Annotated in this window: 15 protein-coding genes; all 15 read left to right on the top strand. The window is 71.2% G+C overall.

Annotation, left to right across the window (positions count from 1 at the left end; genetic code table 11):
* Positions 1-2: 2 nt before the first annotated feature.
* Positions 3-1,931, top strand: a complete 1,929-nt coding sequence (gene asnB, locus AQJ46_RS41510; protein WP_059210509.1) for an asparagine synthase (glutamine-hydrolyzing) — start codon at positions 3-5, stop codon at positions 1,929-1,931.
* A 25-nt stretch (positions 1,932-1,956) separates the two neighbouring features.
* On the top strand, positions 1,957-4,125 hold the full coding sequence (locus tag AQJ46_RS41505; RefSeq protein ID WP_059210508.1) for a bi-domain-containing oxidoreductase: 2,169 nt from the start codon (positions 1,957-1,959) through the stop codon (positions 4,123-4,125).
* Entirely contained in the window at positions 4,125-6,104 is a 1,980-nt protein-coding gene (locus tag AQJ46_RS41500; protein ID WP_059210507.1) for an alginate lyase family protein, read from the top strand. The genes AQJ46_RS41505 and AQJ46_RS41500 overlap by 1 nt, the downstream gene beginning before the upstream one ends.
* 173 nt (positions 6,105-6,277) lie before the next feature.
* A complete protein-coding gene (locus AQJ46_RS41495; RefSeq protein ID WP_079072646.1) occupies positions 6,278-7,810 on the top strand; it encodes a right-handed parallel beta-helix repeat-containing protein in 1,533 nt (510 codons plus the stop codon).
* Position 7,811: 1 nt separating this feature from the next.
* Positions 7,812-9,116 carry a hypothetical protein gene (locus AQJ46_RS41490; protein ID WP_059210505.1) on the top strand — a complete coding sequence of 435 codons (1,305 nt, stop codon included), beginning with the start codon at positions 7,812-7,814 and terminating at the stop codon, positions 9,114-9,116.
* 2 nt (positions 9,117-9,118) lie between these two features.
* Positions 9,119-10,339: a glycosyltransferase gene (locus tag AQJ46_RS41485; RefSeq protein WP_059210504.1), complete on the top strand. Its 1,221-nt coding sequence runs from the start codon at positions 9,119-9,121 to the stop codon at positions 10,337-10,339.
* Entirely contained in the window at positions 10,340-11,584 is a 1,245-nt protein-coding gene (locus AQJ46_RS41480) for a class I SAM-dependent methyltransferase (protein WP_059210503.1), read from the top strand. It begins immediately after the preceding gene.
* A gap of 11 nt (positions 11,585-11,595) precedes the next feature.
* Entirely contained in the window at positions 11,596-12,390 is a 795-nt protein-coding gene (locus AQJ46_RS41475) for a glycosyltransferase family protein (RefSeq protein WP_059210502.1), read from the top strand.
* A complete protein-coding gene (locus AQJ46_RS41470) occupies positions 12,387-13,034 on the top strand; it encodes a PIG-L deacetylase family protein (protein WP_059210501.1) in 648 nt (215 codons plus the stop codon). Before AQJ46_RS41475 ends, AQJ46_RS41470 begins: the two co-directional genes overlap by 4 nt.
* A gap of 3 nt (positions 13,035-13,037) precedes the next feature.
* Positions 13,038-14,063, top strand: a complete 1,026-nt coding sequence (locus AQJ46_RS41465) for an NAD-dependent epimerase/dehydratase family protein (protein WP_059210500.1) — start codon at positions 13,038-13,040, stop codon at positions 14,061-14,063.
* Complete coding sequence (locus AQJ46_RS41460; RefSeq protein ID WP_059210499.1) at positions 14,051-15,334, top strand: DUF4910 domain-containing protein; 1,284 nt, start codon at positions 14,051-14,053, stop codon at positions 15,332-15,334. The genes AQJ46_RS41465 and AQJ46_RS41460 overlap by 13 nt, the downstream gene beginning before the upstream one ends.
* A 5-nt stretch (positions 15,335-15,339) precedes the next feature.
* Positions 15,340-16,650 (top strand): MATE family efflux transporter, encoded by a 1,311-nt coding sequence (locus AQJ46_RS41455; RefSeq protein ID WP_059210548.1) that lies wholly within the window; start codon positions 15,340-15,342, stop codon positions 16,648-16,650.
* On the top strand, positions 16,647-17,594 hold the full coding sequence (locus tag AQJ46_RS41450) for a glycosyltransferase family 2 protein (RefSeq protein WP_059210498.1): 948 nt from the start codon (positions 16,647-16,649) through the stop codon (positions 17,592-17,594). The genes AQJ46_RS41455 and AQJ46_RS41450 overlap by 4 nt, the downstream gene beginning before the upstream one ends.
* The gene (locus AQJ46_RS41445) at positions 17,591-18,823 is read left to right on the top strand and encodes a polysaccharide pyruvyl transferase family protein (RefSeq protein WP_059210497.1); all 1,233 of its coding nucleotides are present in this window, start codon (positions 17,591-17,593) and stop codon (positions 18,821-18,823) included. The genes AQJ46_RS41450 and AQJ46_RS41445 overlap by 4 nt, the downstream gene beginning before the upstream one ends.
* Positions 18,820-19,371 carry a dTDP-4-dehydrorhamnose 3,5-epimerase gene (rfbC, locus tag AQJ46_RS41440; RefSeq protein ID WP_059210496.1) on the top strand — a complete coding sequence of 184 codons (552 nt, stop codon included), beginning with the start codon at positions 18,820-18,822 and terminating at the stop codon, positions 19,369-19,371. The genes AQJ46_RS41445 and rfbC overlap by 4 nt, the downstream gene beginning before the upstream one ends.

Below are 19,371 nucleotides of genomic sequence, written 5' to 3'. Positions count from 1 at the left end.
ACATGTGTGGCATCGCAGGTACTTACCGATGGCCGGACGGGAAGGTCGTGACCGACCGGCTCACCGACACCCTCGCCCATCGCGGTCCGGACGGCGCGGGCCGGTACGGCCACCCCGTCGGTGACGGCGAAGTCCAGCTCGGACACCGCCGGCTGGCCATCATCGACCTGTCCGAGACCGGCGCCCAGCCGATGGTGTCGGACGGCCTCGCCCTGACGTACAACGGCGAGCTGTACAACGCGCCCGAACTGCGTGCCGAGCTGGCGGCCGCCGGGGTGCGCTTCCGCGGTACCTCCGACACCGAGGTGCTCCTCGAGGCCTGGCGGCGCTGGGGCACGGACTGCCTGCCCCGGCTGCGCGGCATGTTCGCGTTCGGGATCTTCGACGAGCGCACCGGTGAACTCGTGCTGGCCCGCGACCAGTTGGGCATCAAGCCGTTGTTCCTGCTCCGGCGCGGTACGGGCCTGGTGTTCGCCTCCGAGCTCAAGGCGCTCGCCGCCGCCACCGGTGGGACGCTGGAGGTGGACCATGCGGCGCTGGTGGCCTCGCTGCTGTACTACTGGGTGCCGGACTCACGGTGCGCGTACCGCGAAGCGGAGAAGCTGCCGCCGGGGAGCTGGCTCAGGTGCCGCCCCGACGGCCGGGTGGAGCGCGGCCAGTACTGGAACCTGAAGGACGTCGCCGCCGAGGGCCAGGAGCGGGCCCGGGCCGGTGAGCAGCCGGACATCGCCGCGATCGTCGAGGAGTCGACCCGGCGCCACCTGCTCTCCGACGTACCCGTCGCGACCTTCCTCTCCGGCGGTCTCGACTCCAGCTACCTGACAGCGCTGGCGGCCCGAGACCATCCCGGGATCTCCGCCTACACGATCGGGTTCCGCGCCGAGGACGCCAAGTTCGAGGCGATGCCGGACGACCTGCGCTATGCCCGGCAGGTGGCCGAGCGGTTCGGCGTCGATCTGCACGAGATCGAGATCGCCCCGAACGTGCTCGATCTGCTGCCGAGGATGACGCACCACCTGGACGAGCCGATCGGCGACCCCGCCGCGATCAACACGTTCCTGATCTGCTCGGCCGCCCGGGAGGCCGGGGTCAAGGTGATGCTCTCGGGGATGGGTGCCGACGAGCTGTTCGCCGGGTACCGCAAGCACCTGGCCAACCTGCTCGCACTGCGCTATCAGCGCGTGCCCCGGCCCCTGCGGCGCGGGGTGTCCGCGGCCGTGGACCGGCTGCCGGTCGCAACCAGCCGCCGGGGGTACCGGTCGGTGCGCTTCGCGAAGCGGTTCCTGTCCTTCGCCGATCTGCCGGAGGAGACCGCGTTCCGGCGCAGCTACACCATGTACGACCAGGACGAGCTGCTCGCCCTGGTCGACCCGGACCTGGCCGGGACGGTCGACGACGTGCTGACCGAGCACGCGGACGTCTACCAGGACAACGAGCTCGACGACTTCGTCAACCGCATGTGCCTGGGCGACGCCCGGATGTTCCTGCCGGGCCTGAACCTCGCCTACACGGACCGGTCCAGCATGGCCGCCTCGACCGAGGTGCGGGTGCCGTACGTGGACGTCGAGGTGGTCAAGGCGGCGTTCGCCGTGCCCGGCGATCGCAAGATCGTCGGACGGCAGGGAAAGGCCGTCCTCAAGGAGGCGGCCACCTCGATCCTGCCCCGGGAGATCGTGTACCGGCCCAAGGGTCTGTTCAGCGCCCCGCTGCGCGCCTGGATGAGCCGGGATCTGGCACCGCTGGTGCGCGAGGTGGTCAACGACGGTGTGCTCGTCAACTCGGGGATCCTGCGCCGCGACGCGCTGGCGCGGATGGTCGCCGAGGACGCCGCAGGGCAGCAGGACTTCTCCAAGCATCTGTGGCATGTGCTGACTCTCGAGTACTGGTATCGCGACGCGACCTCTGGTTCCGGCCAGAGCCAAGCGGCCTGACGGCGTGGAAACAAGAGGAGCTCGGGTGAAACAGGTTGTTCAGAACTACAAGAGCGGCGAGCTGGCGGTGCTCGACGTACCGGTGCCGGGGTGCAAGCCGGGCGGTGTGCTGGTCCGCAGCGTCTACTCGCTGATCTCCACCGGGACCGAGCTCATGAAGGTGTCCGAGGCCGGCATGTCGATGCTGGGCAAGGCCCGGTCACGGCCGGACCAGGTGGCCAAGGTCATGCAGAGCGTGGCCACCAACGGGGTGCCCGCCACGTACCGCAAGGTGATGGGCAAGCTGGACTCCTACACGCCGCTGGGCTACTCGTTGTGCGGGGTGGTCGAGGAGGTCGGCGCCGGCATCGACGACGTGAAGGTCGGCGACCTCGTGGCCTGCGCCGGCAACGAGCACGCGCTGCATGCCGAGCTGAACTGGGTGCCGAAGAACCTCTACGCCCCGGTGCCGGACGGCCTCGCGCCGCGGCATGCCGCCTTCGGCACCGTCGGGTCGATCGCGATGCAGGGCGTCCGTCAGGGCGAACCGCAGCTCGGTGAGGTGGCGCTGGTCATCGGTCTCGGGCTGATCGGGCAACTGGTGGTGCAGCTTCTGGCCGCCTCGGGAGTCCGCGTCGTCGGGGTCGACCCCGACCCGGTGCGCTGTGAACTGGCCGAGCGCCTGGGCGCCGCGGCCTGCGGCGATCCCGAGTCCGCGGCCGTGGAGGCCGCCGTCGCCGAGCTCACCGGCGGTCACGGCGTGGACCAGGTGTACCTGGCCGCCGGCGGTGGCAGCAACCAGCCCGTCGAGCTGGCCGCCCGGCTCTGCCGGGACCGCGGCCGGGTCGTCGACATCGGCAAGTGCCGCCTGGACCTGCCGTGGAACGCGTACTACGAGAAGGAACTCGACGTCCGGTTCTCCCGCAGTTACGGCCCCGGGCGCTACGACCCGGCGTACGAGATCGAGGGCCGCGACTACCCGATCGGCTACGTGCGCTGGACCGAGCGCCGCAACCTGGCCTGCTTCCTCGACCTCGCCGCCCGCGGCAAGGTCGACGTGGAGCCCCTGATCTCCCACGTCGCCGACTTCGACGACGCCGTCGAGACGTACCAGCGCCTGAAGGACGGCGACCTGAAGGCCATCACCGCGCTGTTCCGATACCCCGAACAAGGGGTGGAAGCGGAATCTCCGGCGGTGGCCGTGCCCACGGTGAACGTGAAGCCGAGTCCGGCCCGGGCCGCCAAGACGCCGGTGCGCCTCGCGTTCGTCGGCGCGGGGAACTACGCGACGTCGATGCTGCTGCCGCACCTGACACAGCGCGACGGCGTCGAGTTGTCGACCGTCGTCACCACGACGGCGCTGTCCGCGGCCAACGCGCAGCGGAAGTTCGGCTTCGCCGAGGCGACCACCGATCTCGACGCCGTGCTCGGCGACAAGTCCATCGACGCGGTGTTCGTGGTGACGCGGCACAGCTCGCACGCCGAACTGACCCGGAAGGCGCTCCTCGCCGGCAAGACGGTGTTCGTGGAGAAGCCCCTGGCGCTGACCGAGGACGAGCTGGCCGGTGTGCTCGCGGCGGTGGAGGAGTCCGGCAACGACCGGCTGCAGGTGGGCTTCAACCGCCGGTTCGCGCCGCTGCTGCAGGAGGCCAGGCAGCGGTTCGGCGCCCGGACCGGTCCGGCGAGCCTTCGCTACCTGGTCAACGCGGGCACGTTGGCGCACGGCAGCTGGTACCTCCAACAGGGCACCGAGGGCTCGCGGTTCGCCGGCGAGGGCGGACACTTCATCGACACGGCGAGCTGGCTGCTCGATGCCGATCCGGTCTCGGTGTACGCGGTCGCCCCGTCCGGCAACGAGGACCTGCAGATCGTCCTGCGCTACCCGGACGGGTCCACCGCCGCCATCAGCTACGTCACCACCGGCGCGCCCGGCTTCCCCAAGGAGACGCTGGACCTGGTCGCGGACGGGAAGGTGCTGCGGCTCGACGACTTCGTCCGGGCCTCGGTCCACGGCCGCAAGAAGTGGGTCAGCTCCCGGCTGCCCAAGGCCCGGGACAAGGGCCAGAACGCCGAGCTGGCCGCGTTCATCAAGGCCGTACGGACCGGCGGGCCGATGCCGGTGCCGCTGGAGTCCCTGGTCGCCACCACGGCGGCCACCCTCGCCGTGCAGGCCGGCCTGGCCGGCGGCGCACCGGTGACCTTGGCGAGGGCGTAATGACGATGAGCGCGGGCTGGTACCTGCGGCGGCTGTCCCGGATGGGACCGCGGGAGGTCGGCGGCCGGGTGGGCGACGCGGTGCGCAGGCGGCGGTGGCGGTCGGCGCCGCCGAACTGCCCGAACGTGCCCGACGCCCGGTTCACCGCGGTACTGCCCGCCGGGACGACCGCCGCCATACCCTCGGACGCCGCGAAACGCCTCATCGCCGAGGCGGACCGGCTGATGGACGGGCACGCCGAGTACTTCGGGGTGGTCCGCGACGACTTGGCCGACCCGGACTGGTGGCGCGACCCGAAGACCGGTCGCCGGGCCCCGTCGGGCTACGCCTTTGACGTGCCGTACCGCAACGAGGACGCGGTCGGGGACATCAAGCAGATCTGGGAGCCGTCCCGGCACCAGTACCTCACCGTGCTCGCCGCCGCGTACGCGGTCATCGGGGACGAGCGGTACGCGGAGCGCGTGGCCGAGCACCTGCGCTCGTGGTGGGAGGCCAACCCGCCGCTGCGCGGCGTGCACTGGATCAGCGGCATCGAGCTGGGCATCCGGCTGCTGTCCTGGGTGTGGATCCGCCGGCTGCTCGACGGCTGGCCCGGCGCGGCCGGCCTGTTCGAGGGCAACCAGGTGGCGCTGAACCAGATCTGGCACCACCAGCGCTGGCTGGCCGCCTTCCCCAGCCGGGGCTCTTCGGCGAACAACCACGTCATCGCGGAGGCCGCCGGGCAGTTCGCAGCGGCCTGCGCCTTCGACTGGTTCCCCTCGTCGGAGCGTTGGCGGACCGGCGCGCTGCGGTCGCTGGAGCGGCATCTGCGCGGCAACACCTACCTCTCCGGCCTCAATCGCGAGCTGGCCACCGAATACCACGGACTCGTACTGGAGTTGGGCCTGGCCGCGGTGGCCGAGGCGGACGCCGCCCGCGTGCCGATCCCCCCGACCGTCCGGCTCGTACTGCTGCGGATGACCGACGCGCTCGCGGCCGTCGTGGACAACCGGCTGCGGCCGCCGCGCCAGGGAGACGCGGACGACGGACACGGTCTGGTCGTGGACGGCGCGGATACCGACCGCTGGGCCTCGCTGCTGGCCACCGGGGACGCCGTGTTCGGCCGGCTCGCCTGGTGGCCGGCGGTGACCGGCACCGATGTGCGCACCCCCCTGCTGGCCGCGCTCATCCGGCCGTACCCGGAAAAGGGAACCGTACCGGCCGTGACCCGCCCGGCAAGCCGACCGGCCCACTTCGCCGACGCCGGCATGACCATCCTGCGCGGTCCGGAGGAGATCTGGTGCCGCTGCGACGGCGGTCCGCACGGCTTCCTGTCCATCGCCGCGCATGCCCACGCGGACGCGCTGTCCGTGGAGGTCCGGCACGACGGCGTCGACGTGCTCGCCGACCCGGGGACGTTCTGCTACCACGGTCAGCCCGAGTGGCGGCAGTACTTCCGCTCGACCCTCGGCCACAACACCCTGCAGCTGGACGGCGGTGACCAGTCCGTCTCCGGCGGCCCGTTCCTGTGGACCCGGCATGCCGAGAGCAGCGTCCTGGTCGCCGACACATCCGGCACCTCCGACGGGGGGACGGCCCGCTGGTGTGCCGAGCACGACGGTTACCAGGGCTCCGTGCACCGCCGCACGGTGGAACTGAGCGCTGAGAGCCAGGAGTTGCGGGTGGTCGACGAAGTGCGCGGCCCCCGCCGGGACGTACGCCTCGCGTTCCACCTCGGTCCGGCGATCGCCGTGGACCTGGTGGGGAACAGGGCAGTGCTCACGTGGATCGTGGACGGCGAAGGACGCTCCGCGGTGCTCGACCTGCCCGGGCAGCTGTCCTGGCGGGCCCATCGCGGCGAGACCGACCCGCCGCTCGGCTGGTACTCCGCCGGATTCGGGCGCAAGGAACCCTCGACGACGCTCGTCGGCACCGGCTTCGCCGACGGCACGGAGGGCTTCACCACTGTGCTCGGGTTCCGCGGCTTGGGGGCGTCGTGAAAGTCACCTGCCATGCCCGCGGTGTCCGGTGCGTGCCCTCGGCGTACCGGACGAACGCCCTCGATGGGGAGTCGCTGCCTGGGTCTTCGGCCGGTGCGGCGAGGGTGCGTGCCGGGCGCTGTGGGCGCTGTGCGGGACTTTCACCACACCCCCAAGGGGGGCGCGTGGGGGCCATGATGCGGCACTGGGCGTGGTCGGCGGCACCCCTGGCGCTGGCCCTGCTGGCGACCGGCTGTGACAGCACCTCAGGGGCCCCGGGCGCCCGGGGCGCGGAGCCGACCGCCGCGCCGACCACGTCCGGCGGCCGAGCCGTGGCCCAGGTGTGCGCCAAGCCCGCCGCCGGGCCGGCCGAGCCGCCGGCGGGTGCGGTGACGGTCGACCCCGCGGTGGTCGGTGACCTGGCGGCGAAGACCATGAGCAACCCCCCGCACACCACGTTCTGGCTTCGACCGGGCAAGCACAGGCTCGACCCGGACCGCTTCGCCCAGGTCGTCCCCAAGGAGGGGGACCGCTACATCGGTGCGCCCGGTGCGGTGCTCGACGGCGGGAAGAAGAGCCAGTACGCGTTCAGCGGCACCGCCCGCGACGTCACCATCCGCTACCTGACCGTGGAGCGTTTCGTGGCGCCGCTGGACGAGGGCGTGGTCAACCACGACTCGGCCGACGGGTGGGTGATCGAGCACGCGACGATCCAGAACAACTCCGGCGCCGGACTGATGGCGGGCGCCCGCCAGCAGGTCCGCGCCAGCTGCCTGCGCGACAACGGCCAGTACGGCATGAACGCCTACAAGGGCAGCGGCCGTATCACCGGTCTGGTGGTCGAGGACAACGAGATCGTGGGCAACAACACCGGCGACTGGGAGCGGCGGCGGAAGGGCTGCGGCTGCACCGGAGGCATCAAGTTCTGGGCAGTCGACGGCGCCGACGTGCGCGGCAACTGGGTGCACGACAACCGCGGCACCGGGTTGTGGGCGGACACCAACAACAACGACTTCCGCATCGAGAACAACGTGATCGAGGCCAACGACGGCGCCGCGCTGATCTACGAGATCAGCTACAACGCGGTCATCCGGAACAACACGATCCGGCGGAACAACTGGGTCGAGGGCCGCGCCGCGGCCGAGGGCGGCGACAACTTCCCGTTCGCGACCGTCTACCTGTCCGAGTCCGGTGGCGAACCACGGATCAAGGCCCGCACCGACAAGATCGAGATCTATCGGAACCTGCTGGAGGACAACTGGTCGGGGATCACCCTGTGGGAGAACGCCGACCGGTTCTGCAACAGCCCGGCCAACACCTCGTCCGGTGACTGCACCCCGCTGGTGAAGAACACCGACCGCTGCGCGAAGCCGGCGATCGCCAAGCCACCGCTCTACGACGACTGCCGGTGGAAGACCCAGCGGGTGGACATCCACGACAACCGCTTCGTGCTGGACATGTCCGTCGTCAAGTGCACGGAGAAGTGCGACCGCATGGCGGTCCTCTCCAACTACGGCACCTATCCCGACTGGTCGCCGTACAAGGGCGAGAAGGTGGCCGACGCGATCACCCTCAAGCAGCACAACCGCTGGCACGACAACGTCTACCTCGGCCCGTGGAAGTTCGTCGCCCACGACCCGAGCCGGGTGCTCACCTTCCAGGAGTGGCAGGGCGCGCCGTACCGGCAGGACACCGGCAGCACCTTCCGCGCACGGGCAGGTGGTTGAGATGGGCGGAGACCTGCGGCACGGCGGCCTGCCGGGCACAACGGACCCGGCGGACACGCGGCCCGGCGCCGAACCGCTCCCGGCCGGCACACCTAAGCTCGTCGGGACGGTCTGGGGACTGCTGATCCTCAACACGCTCGGCTCCACCGGGGCGAAGACGATCATCCCGCTGCCCCGTTCCCTCATCCAGTTGGTCACCATGGGCGCACTGGTCGCCGCGTTCGCGCTGGCGCTCTTGGTCAATGCCCGGCTGCGTATCCGAGCCAGCGCCTACGTGCTCCTGCTCACCCTGCTCCTGGTGGTGAGCGTGATCTCCAGCGCGCACCTGGAGTCCGGGTTCGGCGCGCTGTTCCGCTGCTTCCGGCTGGCTCTCTTCGTCGGCACGCTGTGGCTGCTCAGCCGCTGGTGGGATGGCGGCCTGACGTTCGTCCGGCCCCACATCCGGGTGTACTTCGCGGTCCTCGGAACGGTGGCCGCCGGCCTGGTCGTCTCACCGGGCGCGGCTTTGGCCGACGAATACGAGGGACGCCTCGTCGGCGCGTTGTGGCCGCTCACCCCGCCGCAGATCGGACAGTACGCCGCGGTGGTCATCGGGCTCACCGTGCTGCTCCTGCTGGGCCGCCGGACCGACCGGGTGAGCGCGGCGGTCGTCATCGTGCCGTCGCTCGCCCTGCTCGCGTTGACCCATACCCGGACGGCCACGCTCGGCCTGCTCGTGGGGCTCGTGCTGGCGATCGGCTCGCTCATCCTGACCAGCGCCGCCGCCCGCCGGTTCTTCACCTGGGCGGTGCTGTGCGCCACGGTGGCCGCGGTGGTGTTCGCCTCCGCGCTGCAGGCGTGGTTCCTGCGCGGGCAGAGCCAGGAGAACTTCTCCAGCCTCACCGGCCGGGCCAAGGTCTGGGACGCTCTTCTGGCCGCGCACCGGTCGACCTCGGAGCAGGTGTTCGGCGTGGGCCTGGGGGACAAGTCGTTCGGCGGGCTGCCGATCGACAACAGCTGGCTGGCCGTCTACAACGAGCAGGGTCTGATCGGCGTCACTCTGGTCGCGGCGATCATCATCGTGCTGGGCGGCGTCGCGCTACTGCGGCCACCGTCGCTGCAGAGGGCCTGCGCGATCTTCCTGATCAGCTACTGCGGGATCGCGTCGTACACCGAGGTCGGCCTGGGCGACGCCTCACCGTATCTGCTGCACCTGGCACTGGCCGCCTCGCTCCTCGCGGCACCGGCCGAGCCCGCTCCGCTCTCGACGCCCGAAGTCCGTCGACGACGCGTCCCGCGCTGGGCCCAGAGATCGGAGGCGACGTGAGCATGCACGTCCTGGTGGTGCACAACCGTTACGCCTCGGCGCAGCCGAGCGGAGAGAACAAGGTCGTCGACCAGGAGGTGGAGTTGCTGCGCTCGGCCGGCCACCGGGTCGAGGTGTTCGAGCGGCGCAGCGACGACATCGCCGCCCGGTCCCTGCTCGGCAAGGTCGCGGTGCCGCTCCTCGTGCCGTGGAACCCGGGGGTCCGCAAGGAGCTCACCGCCCGGCTTCGCACCGACCGGCCCGACGTGGTCCACATCCACAACGTCTTCCCGCTGCTGTCGCCCGCGGTGCTTGCCGCATGCGCCGACGCCGGCGTGCCCGCCGTGGCCACGCTGCACAACTACACCCAGGTCTGCCCTCCCGGCACGCTGCAGCGGGACGGCCGGCCGTGCACCGAGTGCGTCGGGTCCTCGCCGCTGCCCGCCGTCCGGCACGGCTGCTACCGCAACTCCCGCCTGGCGACCGTGCCGCTCGCCGTCAGCCTGTCGGTCAACCGGCGGCGGTGGTGGTCCGGCGTGGAGCGCTTCTTCTGCATCTCCGCGGCGCAGCGCGACGTCCTGGTGCGGTCCGGCATGCCGGCCGAGCGGCTGGCGGTGAAGCACAACTTCGTGCCGGAGCCGGGCACTCGCCGAGAGGGTGACGGCGAGCACGTGCTCTATCTCGGCCGGCTCGCGGAGGCCAAGGGCGTGCGGCTGCTCATGACCGCGTGGGACGAGATCGCGGCGGGCGGCGGTGTGGGCGTGCCACTCGTGATCGCCGGCACCGGGCCGCTGGAGCGAGAGGTGACCGCCTGGGCGGCGGGCCGGGACGACGTACGGTACGCCGGCCTGCTGGACACGGCGGAGTGCCGGAAGGTCATCGCCCGCTCCGTCGCCGTGGTGGCTCCTTCGACGTGGCTGGAGGCGTTCGGCCTGGTGGCGGTCGAGGCGATGGCGGCAGGGGTGCCGACCGTCGCCGCCGGACACGGCGCGTTCGTCGAACTCGTCGAGGACGGTGTGACCGGACTGCTGCACCGGCCGGGCGAGGCAGCCTCGCTCGCGTCCTGCATACGCCGGATCGCGGCCGAAACGGCCCGCAACCGGGAGATGGGCCAGGCGGCCCGGCGCCGTTACGAGCAGGGCTTCAGCCCGGCCGTCGGCCTCGAGCGCCTGGTGGAGGGGTACCGCACCGCGATCGCGGGTCGGACGGAATCAATGGGGGACGGAATCAATGGGGGGCAGTAAATGACACGATGCCGACTCTGCGGCTCGACGACGCTGGCGAGCGTCGTCGATCTGGGGGCGACCCCGCCGTGCGAGAGCTTTCTCGCCGCGGACCAACTGGACCTGCCGGAACCGGCGTACCCGCTGCACCTGCGGGTCTGCACGGACTGCTGGCTGGCGCAGATCCCGCCGCTGATCACGCCGGAGGAGACGTTCAAGGAGTACGCGTACTTCTCCTCGTTCTCGACCTCCTGGGTGGAGCACGCCCGCACGTTCGTCGCCGACGCCGTGCAGCGGGTGGGTCTCGGCGCCGACGGCTCCGACGCCTTCGTGGTCGAGGTCGCGAGCAACGACGGGTACCTGCTGAAGCACGTGGTGGACCGGGGGATCCGCTGCCTCGGCATCGAGCCGTCGGTGAACGTCGGCGCTGCGGCGCGGGACGCGGGTGTGCCCACCCTCACGGAGTTCCTGAGTCCGGACACCGGTGCGGCCGTCCGCAAGGAGCACGGCCCGGCGGACCTGGTCGTGGCCAACAACGTGTACGCGCACATCCCCGACGTGGTCGGATTCACCCAGGGCCTGCGCGCCCTGGTCGCCGACGACGGCTGGGTCTCCATCGAGGTGCAGCACCTGCTGACCCTGATCGAGGAGAACCAGTACGACACGATCTACCACGAGCACTTCCAGTACTACACGGTCGCGTCCGCGATCCGAGCCCTCGCGAGCGGCGGACTCGCGCTCGTGGACGTGGAGTTGCTGCCCACGCACGGCGGCTCCATCCGACTGTGGGCCCGGCCGGCCGAGGTGGCCGGTGAGCAGACCGAGCGGGTGGCCGACGTGCTGGCCCGCGAGAAGGCCGCCGGGCTGCAGGAGCTGTCCGGCTACACCGAGTTCTCCGCCCGGGTGGCCAAGGTCCGCCGGGACCTCCTCAAGTTCCTCATCGAGGCGGCCGAGCGCGGCGAGACGGTCGTCGGCTACGGCGCCCCGGGCAAGGGAAACACCCTGCTCAACCACTGCGGCATCCGGCCCGACCTGCTCGCGTACACGGTCGACCGCAACCCCTACAAGCACGGCAGGTACACGCCGGGCACCCGCATCCCGATCCTGCCGCCCGAGCAGATAGCCGTCGACAAACCGGACTACGTCCTCGTCCTCCCGTGGAACCTGCGGGCCGAGCTGATCGAGCAGCTGTCCTTCGTGCACGACTGGGGCGGACGGCTGGTCTTTCCCATCCCGGAACTGAGCATCGTCGAGGTCGCGTCGTGAAAGGTCACAGCATGAAGGTCGTTCTGTTCTGCGGCGGTTACGGGATGCGGATGCGCAACGGAACCTCCGACGACGTGCCCAAGCCGATGGCGATGGTCGGCCCGCGCCCCCTGATCTGGCACGTCATGCGCTACTACGCGCACTTCGGACACACGGAGTTCATCCTGTGCCTCGGCTACGGGGCTCACCACATCAAGGACTTCTTCCTCAACTACGAGGAGACGACGTCCAACGACTTCGTGCTGCGCAAGGGGGAGACCGAGCTGCTGTCCACCGACATCTCGGACTGGACGATCACGTTCGCGCAGACCGGCATCGAGTCGCCGATCGGGGAGCGGCTGCGCCGGGTGCGGCACCATCTGGACGGCGACGAGATGTTCCTCGCCAACTACGCCGACGTGCTCACCGACGCCCCGCTGCCGGAGATGATCGAGAAGTTCGCGCAGCGCGACGCGGGTGCGTCGATGATGGTGGTGCCGCCCCAGTCGTCGTTCCACTGCGTGGAACTGGGCGAGGACGGACTGGTGGGGGGCATCACCGCGGTGAGCGATCTGCCGCTGTGGGAGAACGGCGGCTACTTCGTGCTCCGCCAGGAGATCTTCGACCACATACCGGAGAACGGTGACCTGGTGGCCGACGGATGCGGCCAACTCGCCAAGCGCGGGCGGCTGGTGGCGCACCAGCACCGCGGCTTCTGGAAGCCGACCGACACCGTGAAGGAGCGGGCCGCGCTCGACGACGCCTACACCCGGGGCGACCGCCCATGGGCTGTGTGGGAGCAGGACAGCGCCGGGGTGAGAGCGTGATCCGGCTCGGGGCCGGGCGCCTCGACCGGATCGTCGCGGTGGGCGCGCACTGCGACGACATCGCCATCGGCGCCGGCGGCACACTGCTGACGATGTGCCTCGCGCACCCCGGCACCCGCGTCGACGCGCTGGTGCTCTCCGGCGGCGGCGGCGAGCGGGAGCAGGAGGAGCAGGCCGCGCTCGCCGCCTTCTGCCCGGGCGCCGACCTGCGGCTGACCGTGCTCAAGCTGCCGGACGGCCGGATACCCGTGCACTGGGAAGAGGCCAAGGCAGCGGTCGAGGACCTGCGCGGGCGGACCGAGCCGGACCTGGTCCTCGCCCCGCGCACCGACGACGCCCACCAGGATCACCGCGGTCTGGCGCAGCTGGTACCCACCGCGTTCCGCGACCACCTCGTGCTCGGCTACGAGATCGTCAAGTGGGACGGCGATCTCGGCCGTATGGCGGCGTACCAGCCACTGTCGCCGGAGGTCGCCGAACAGAAGGTACGGCTGCTGCAGGAGCACTACCCCTCGCAGCGTCACCGGCCCTGGTACGACCGCGAGGCCTTCCTCGGCCTGGCCCGGATCCGCGGCATCGAATGCCACGAGCGATACGCCGAGGCGTTCGCCGCCACCAAACTCACGCTCAACCTGGGGGACTGAACCTTGCGCGTACTACTGACCGGACACCAGGGATACCTGGGCACCGTCATGGCCCCTGTACTCACCGCCGCCGGGCACGACGTCGTCGGCCTCGACGCCGGCCTGTTCGCCGACAGCGTGCTGGGCGAGCCGCCCGCGGACCCGCCGGGGCACCGCGTGGACCTGCGCGACGTCACAGCCGACCACGTGGCCGGAGTGGACGCCGTGATCCACCTGGCCGCGCTGTCCAACGACCCGCTCGGATCGCTCGCGCCCGAGCTCACCTACGACATCAACCACCACGCGTCCGTACGCCTGGCCCGGCTGGCCCGCGACGCCGGCGTGCGACGCTTCCTGTACGCGTCGACCTGCTCGGTGTACGGCGCCGCCGGCGGCGACGACCTGGTGGGAGAGGACGCCCCGCTGCGCCCGGTGACGCCGTACGCGGAGTCCAAGGTGCGGGTCGAGGACGACCTGCACGCGCTGGCCGACGGCGACTTCACCCCGGTGTTCATGCGCAACGCCACCGCCTTCGGCTACTCGCCCCGGCTGCGCGCCGACATCGTGCTGAACAACCTGGTGGGCCACGCGCTCCTGTCCGGCGAGGTCCTGGTGCTCTCCGACGGCACCCCGTGGCGCCCGCTCGTGCATGCCGCCGACATCGCCCGGGCCTTCACGGCCGCGCTGACCGCGCCGCGCGAAGCGGTGCACGACCGGGCGTTCAACATCGGCAGCGAGACCAACAACGTCACGGTCGCCGAGATCGCCGAGCAGGTCGCCGAGGCGGTGCCCGGCTCCAAGGTGAGGATCACCGGGGAGAACGGGGCCGACCCGCGCTCCTACCGGGTGGACTTCTCCCGGTTCCGCGCCGCCATCCCCGGCTTCGACATCGAGTGGTCGGTCAAGCGCGGCGCACTCGAACTCGCCGACGCCTACCAGAAGTTCGGGCTGACCAAGGAGGACTTCGACCAGCGCTTCACCCGGCTCGCCGTGCTGCGCGCGGCCTCCGACGCCGGCACCGTCGACGACACCCTGCGGTGGCGCCGATGACCACACCCGGCGAGGAGATGTACGCCCTGGTGGAGCGGCTGTACCCGCTGTGCCGGAGCATCACGGGGGACGGCGTGCGCGCCACCCTGGACATCGTCGGCGAGTACATCCCGCTGCAGGTGCACGAGGTGCCGACCGGGACGCAGGTGCTCGACTGGACGGTGCCGCAGGAGTGGAACATCCGGGACGCGTACATCGCCGACACCTCGGGCAACCGGGTCGTCGACTTCGCCGCGTCCAGCCTGCACGTGCTCGGCTACAGCGTGCCGGTGTCGGCGACCATGCCGCTGGCCGAACTGCGCGAACACCTGCACACCCTGCCGGACCACCCGGCCTGGGTGCCGTACCGCACCAGCTACTACAAGCCGGAGTGGGGGTTCTGCCTGGCCCAGGAGACCCTGGACGCGATGCCGGACGGCGAGTACGAGGTGCGCATCGACTCCACCCTCGCCGACGGCCACCTCACCTACGCCGAGCATGTCGTCCCCGGGCAGGTCGCCGACGAGGTGATCGTCTCCTGCCACGTCTGCCACCCGTCGCTGGCCAACGACAACCTGGCCGGCATCGCGGTGGCGACCTTCCTGGCCCGGGCGCTGGCGGAGCAGAACCCGTACTACACCTACCGGTTCATCTTCGCGCCCGGCACCATCGGGGCGATCACCTGGCTGGCGCGCAACGCGGAGCGGGTGGAGCGGGTCAAGCACGGCCTGGTGCTGGCCTGCGCCGGCGACCCGGGCCGGCTGACGTACAAGCAGAGCAGACGCGGCGACGCGGAGATCGACCGGGTGCTGCGGCATGTGCTGGCCGCCTCCGAACGCCCGCACCACATCACCGAGTTCACTCCGTACGGCTACGACGAGCGGCAGTTCTGCTCGCCCGGGTTCAACCTCGGGGTGGGCTCGCTCACCCGGACCCCGTACGCCGGCTACCCCGAGTACCACACCTCCGCGGACAACCTGGACTTCGTCTCCCCGGAGGCGATGGCGGACACCCTTGCCGTCTGCCGTGAGGCGTCCGCCGTCCTCGACCGCAACCGGCGGTACCTCAACCTCAGCCCATACGGCGAACCACAGCTGGGCCGGCGCGGTCTGTACGACGCGCTCGGTGGCCGCAGCGACACCAAGCAGGCGCAGATGGCCATGCTCTGGGTGCTCAACCTCTCCGACGGCGAGCACAGTCTGCTGGACGTCGCCGAGCGGTCCGGGCTGCCGTTCGACACCGTGGCCGCCGCTGCCGACGCCTTGCAGGGCGCCGGACTGATCAAGGCATGACACAGATGACCATTGAGGGGGAGAAGACGACGGCAGGAGCGGCCCGGCGCCGGCACGCCCGGCCGAACGGCAGGCGGGCCCTGGCCGGCCGACTGTCCTGGGGGCTGGCCGACCAGGCGGCCTCCAGCGCGTCCAACTTCCTGGTGGGCATGTACGTGGCACGTTCGCTGGGGCTGGAGGCCTTCGGCGTGTTCACCCTGGCCTGGGTGACCTACGGCGTGGTGCTCAACGTCTCTCGCGGGCTGTCCTCCGATCCGCTCGTGGTGCGCTTCAGCGGTGTGTCGGACGCATCCTGGCGCGCGGCGGCGGCCCGGGCGTCGGGTACCGCGCTCGGCGTGGGCGGTGTCATCGGTGTGGTCAGCCTGGTGGTCGGACTGGGTCTCGGTGGCCGGGTGGGACCCGCGTTCGTCGGCCTCGGCGTGGTTCTGCCAGGGCTGCTGCTGCAGGACGCCTGGCGGTTCGTGTTCTTCGCCGCGGGGGCCGGGCGGAAGGCGTTCTTCAACGACGTCGTGTGGGGCATCGCCCTCATTCCTGCCTTGGTGGTGGCGGCACGCGTGGGCAGCGTGGAAGGTTTTGTACTCGCCTGGGGCGGAACCGCCGCGGTGGCCGCGGGGTACGGCTGCTTCCAGTGCGGCATCCTGCCCCGGCCGACCCGGGCGCGCGCGTGGCTGCGCGAGCAGCGCGACCTCGGCTACCGGTATCTGGCCGAGAACGTCAGTCTCAGCGGGGCGAGCCAGCTGCGTGCGTACGGGCTCGGCGCGATCGCCGGGGTCAGCGCGGTGGGTGCGGTCCGCGGTGCCGAACTCCTGCTCGGCCCCTTCCTCGCCGTGCTGATGGGTCTTTCGCTGGTCACCGTCCCGGAGGCGGCACGGGTGCTGCGAGAGGCCCCGCACCGGCTGGGCACATTCTGTCTCCTGCTCGCGGGCGGGCTGGCCGGCTCCGCGCTGCTCTGGGGCGCCGCACTGCTCCTGGTGCCGGACTGGGCCGGCGAGCACGTGCTCGGCGAAGTCTGGCACTCCGCCTCCCAGCTCATCATGCCGGTCACGGTCGGCGTCGCGGGCGCCGGCGTCGGAGTCGGCGCGGCGGCCGGGCTGCGCGCGCTCGCGGCGGCTCGACGCAGCCTGCGCTGCCAGCTGTTCGCCTCCGTGGGTTACGCCGGCGGCGGGCTCGGCGGGGCGGCCTTGGCCGGCACCGTCGGCTCGGCCTGGGGCGTCGCCGCCGCAAATGTCGCCGCCTCGGCGTTGTGGTGGCTGCAGTTGCGGGCCGCCCTGCGCGAGCGCCACCAGAACACCATCAGTGAAGTGAGGATGTCATGACCGCCCATCCCCGATTGAGCATCGGCCTGCCCGTGTACAACGGCGAGCAGTACCTCGCCGAGTCGCTCGACGCCTTGCTCGGCCAGACCTACGAGGACTTCGAGCTGGTCATCTCCGACAACGCCTCGACCGACGGGACTCAGGCCATCTGCCATGAATACGCCGCGCGGGACGCACGCATCCGGTACATACGGCTTCCCCGGAACATCGGTGCATCGCCGAACCACAATTATGTATTCACCGAATGCCACGGCGAACTGTTCAAGTGGGCCTCGCACGACGACCTTTACGCCCGGGACCTGCTGCGGCGCTGTGTGGAGGCCCTGGACGAGCGGCCGGACGTGATCCTCGCGCACGCCGAGCAGGCGGTCATCGACGGCGACGGCCGGATAAAGGTTCCGTACGAGTACCAGCTCGCCACTGACTCGCCGCACCCGCCGGAGCGCTTCCGCAGTCTGCTGATGGAGCCGGGCGGCGACGACTTCTACGGGGTGATGCGCGCCGACATGCTGCGCCGGGTGAAGCCGCTCGACAGCTACCACCACGCGGACCGCACGTTCGTTGCCGAGATCACCCTGCACGGGCCCTTCCACCAGGTGCCGGAACTGCTGTACTTCCGCCGGGACCACCCCACCCGTGCCGAGCGGGCGAACCCGTCCAAGCGCTCCCGGTGCGTCAACCTGGATCCGCGCCGGGCGGGCCCGCTGCACCCGACGCCCCGGCTGCTCGCCGAGTATCTGTGGGGCTTCAACGCGGCGATCCGGCGGGCGCCCTTGTCCCCGGCCGACCGGCGTGCGTGCTATCGCCATCTGGCCGCGTGGATGGCCAGCCGGACCCGGCCGGGCGCCGGCGAGCGGGTCGAGGACCGGACCTCGGTCGACCCGGGCGGGCTCACGATCTCCGTCGACGCTCTCGTCGCCGGCCGCGAAGGAAGGCAGGCATGACCGCCACGCAAAAAACGCAGGTACGTGTCGGGCTGTTCGGCCTGTTCGGCGCCGGCAACTCCGGCAATGACGCGTCACTCGAGGCCATCCTCGGGTACCTGCGCACTCAGCACCCGGAGGCGGTCGTGGACGCGCTGTGCGGCGGGCCCGAGGTCATCACGGCCCGGTACGGGATCCCCGCCGCGCGGATGAACTGGAACCGTGGTGAGTACCGGACCGCCTCGAGCGTCGCCGCCGTCGCGACGAAGGGTCTGGGCAAGCTCGTCGACGCCGTCCGCACCGCCGCCTGGGTGCGCCGGCACGACGTGGTGATCGTGCCGGGCACGGGCGTTCTGGAGACCACGCTGCCCCTGAGGCCATGGGGCTTCCCGTACTCGCTGTTCCTGCTCTGCGCGAGCGGCCGACTGCTGCGCACGCGGGTCGCGCTGGTCAGCGTCGGCGCCTCCGAGATCGGCCACCGGGCGACCCGGACCCTGGTGCGCTGGTCGGCACGGCTGGCCGCGTACCGGTCGTTCCGGGGCGCCCACTCCCGCGACGCGATAGGGGCGATGGGCGTGGCCACCGCGCGCGACGAGGTCTATCCGGACCTCGCCTTTTCGCTGCCTGCGCCGCGGGCGAGCACGCCCTCGGGGCCGCCGGGCCCGGTCTGCGTCGGCGTCATGGCCTGGCACGGCAGCAACGACGAGCGCACCCAGGCCGAGGAGATCCACCGGCGCTACCTCGACGGGACGATCCGCTTCGTCCGCACCTTGGTCGAGGACGGCAGGACGGTCCGGCTGCTCACCGGGGACGAGCTCGACCGGCCGGTGGCCGCCGCGATCCTCGACGCGGTGGACTCGCCGCTGGTCACCGCCGCCGAGGCGGCCTCACTCGGCGACCTGATGAAGGAGGCGGCGGCTGCCGACACCGTGGTGGCGGCCCGCTACCACAACCTGGTCTGCGCGCTGAAGGTCGGCACGCCGACACTCGCCGTCTGCTATTCGGAGAAGAGCGACGATCTCATGGCTCTGATGGGACTGGGCGCGTACTGCCATTCCGCTCGCGAGGTCGACGCCGACCGGTTGCTCGAGCAGTTCCGGGAGCTGGAGCAGCGTGCGCCGGAGCTGCGACGGACCCTCCCCGAGCGGAACCGGGACGCCGCCCGGCGGGTCGAGGACCAGTTCACCGCCTTGACCGCGGCCCTCTTCCCGCCGACCGGTCGCACCCGCACCACGAGGGAGCCCTCATGAAGGTGACCGAAGTCCCGGAGATCGCCGGCGCGTACCTGTTCGAGCCGACGCCGTACGCCGACGAACGCGGCTTCTTCTGCCGCACCTTCGACACCGACGTGGTCCGCTCGGTGGGCCTCGATCCGCACGCATTCGTTCAGGACAGCCTGTCCCGCTCGGTCCGGGGCGTGCTGCGCGGCCTGCACCTGCGCTCCGGCGCCGGCGAGGCCAAGCTGGTGCGGTGCTCGTACGGGAGGATCTTCGACGTCGTCGTGGACCTGCGCCCGGACTCGCCGACGTACCGTAATTGGGCCTCCTTCGAGCTGTCCGGCGAGACGCAGGTGACCCTGTACATCCCGGCGGGCTGCGCGCACGGCTTCCAGGCGCTGACCGAAACCGCCGACACCTCGTACCGGATCGACCGCCCGCATGATCCAACCGAGGACGTGACGATCGCCTTCGACGACCCGGAGCTCGCCATTCCCTGGCCGCTGCCGGCCACCTCCATGTCCAAGCGGGACCGGGAGGCGCCGAGCCTCGCCGATGCCCTCCAGCAGAAAGAGAGTTGA

Origin of the sequence: Streptomyces canus (assembly GCF_001514145.1) — a bacterium.
Lineage (GTDB): Bacteria > Actinomycetota > Actinomycetes > Streptomycetales > Streptomycetaceae > Streptomyces > Streptomyces canus.
The sequence above is the reverse complement of the archived record's forward strand: the minus strand, read 5'-3'. Positions and strand labels throughout refer to the sequence as shown.